Source organism: Escherichia sp. TW14182, assembly GCF_000208525.1.
Lineage (GTDB): Bacteria > Pseudomonadota > Gammaproteobacteria > Enterobacterales > Enterobacteriaceae > Escherichia > Escherichia ruysiae.
Genome location: NZ_AEJZ01000151.1, coordinates 1 through 2,168, shown reverse-complemented (window position 1 = coordinate 2,168; position 2,168 = coordinate 1). Strand labels below are relative to the sequence as shown.

General features: G+C 38.7%; 1 protein-coding gene and 1 pseudogene. Both read left to right on the top strand.

Going from position 1 to position 2,168, the window contains the following annotated elements; translation table 11 throughout:
• Positions 1-229: 229 nt before the first annotated feature.
• Positions 230-692, top strand: a pseudogene (locus EQY_RS24680) (VasL domain-containing protein); the annotation flags it as partial.
• A 467-nt stretch (positions 693-1,159) separates the two neighbouring features.
• Positions 1,160-2,168: hypothetical protein (locus tag EQY_RS0113395; RefSeq protein ID WP_001113678.1), on the top strand; the 1,009-nt coding region annotated here is incomplete at its 3' end.

Genomic DNA, 2,168 nt, shown 5'->3' with positions numbered 1-2,168 from the left:
CTGCGATTATTTTTATTGTCAGGCAATTTTCCCATTATTTTTTTATTCTCAATATGTTGATCTGCATTGCTTTTTACTTCTCCATTGTCTTAGTGTGCTGTTAATTAAGTATTGGGGCTGATTTGACTTTGATTGAATTAAAAAATAATTTTGATGCAGTCCTTTCTGAATATTCTCCAACAGTAAATCTTATTGTTAATAATACACTTGCTGATGACGGTAGCGAAGACAGCATCAGCTTGCACTTCTGGACAAGCTACCACCGGACACTGGCTCATTACCCGAGGACGGCAGCTTGTCGAACAAGCCCGGGCGATTTGGCCGGAGCAGGCAAAACCTCTGATGCAACAGTGGCAGCAACAACATTGCCGACAGGAAACCTGAATGGCTGGCATCAGGGAATGATGACGCTACAGAAACTGAGTGAACGACTGAACGGGCTGGATGAGCATAAAGGGAAATATATGACGGTCAGTGAACTGAAATCTGTGGTGTATTCCGCTATGCAGCTATTTAACCAATCCATACCGGCTGAAGAACAACTGTGGATACTGGCGCAATCGCCGGTAGGGCAGCCACGCTCTCCTGCAGCAGAGGCTCAGGCAGAGATGCACCTGAAACAACTAATCGCCAGGTATGCCGACATTAAACAGAATGCTTCGAAACTAAAAGGCGTGAATGATTATGAATGACTATGCACGTTATCGAAATGTCTGCAGCGGACATTTCTGCACAATCAGGGAGAGTGCCAGAGAGTGATGGCGGACAGAATATCGCTTTGATTTTGTGAAAGTTATCACGAAATTGCATAGTGGTTAGATTCTATCCGCAGTCCATTGAACCTTATTCATTTAAATACGGCTTTAGATTTTTGCCTGCCGCAGGTAGTCAGTGATTGTAGTAAAATCCTCCGTGTTACCCGTTGTTTGTATATCCGTGTGAAATTTTCCTACAGTGAATGTTTAGCTGCTTATCTATATTTATAATCAATGTATCGGTCGTAATCAGAACAGAATGGAGTTGCGCATTCATTGAGCTTGTCAGAATTTAATTGCATTGAAAAATAATATCCCATAAATTTCATGGTATTGATAATAATAATTTTGTTGGTATTGATTAGTTGAAGGTTTACCATACATGGAATATACAAGGAGTCGCGATGCCAGAGGACATGAAAAACATGCTTAGCGTTATGGGGAAAAGAGTTGCGAAGCTTGTTCCCTATGTCGCTTTGTTATCAGGAATAGTTGTTTGGAGCTATTTGAATAGTATAGGTCGAGTAGATATTTTTCCTGATATACTTTCGTTTAATGCTGGGCTTATGTCGGTTTTGGTTTCAGTTATGATATTTGCGCTAGCAATTTCAATGACATTGGTTATACCCAGTTCTATATTGATAGTTATTAAGTCAACCTATGAAGAAAACAGTCGTGCTGTAAATGTATTATCGAAACTTCCTGCTGCATCTTTGTGTTTATCCATCCTGTATTTGGCTATGATTTTTATCCCATTCATACCTGAGGTGGCGAAAGTAACTAAGGGATATGAACCCGGGCTTATTCTAATCGTCTCAATCATTTTGTTTTTGTCATTTTGCTTTGTATTCCTGACGTTAATGAGAAGTTTTAAATGGAATAAAGATGATGGTGTAATAAGTAATATAGGTTGCTTTATCGGGCATACACTCGTAAATCTGTTTGGGGTTTTTTCTGCAACATTGTCAATTTCTATCCCGATCTCGTTCCTGATGCAGTCAAGTAAAGGGGAGAGCACTACTGCTGTCATTTTTGCACTGTTGTTTATGATTGCATTCTCTTTTCTTACATTCTTTCCTTCAATTATTTATTTTGCCAACACGGGAAAAACAAAAAACAATGTTGTTTCAGTTGTTCATCAAATATCATTGGCAATTGTGGGTGTAGTTTTGGTGACGTTTTTATTCTTCCCTAATATCGCAACAATATTTATATATTCATCACTCAATGCGATTGGTCTTGTTAGCAAAACACCACATTTTTATCTTATTAACGGAGAGAAGTATAAACCTGCTATGTTTCATAAAACGTCGTGGAATACTCAGGTACTATCAGATATGGGAGAGCATTTTTACATTAAAGGTGTGAATGTATTTTCTGTGGAAAGTAAAAACCTGATTTGCCCTATGGCAG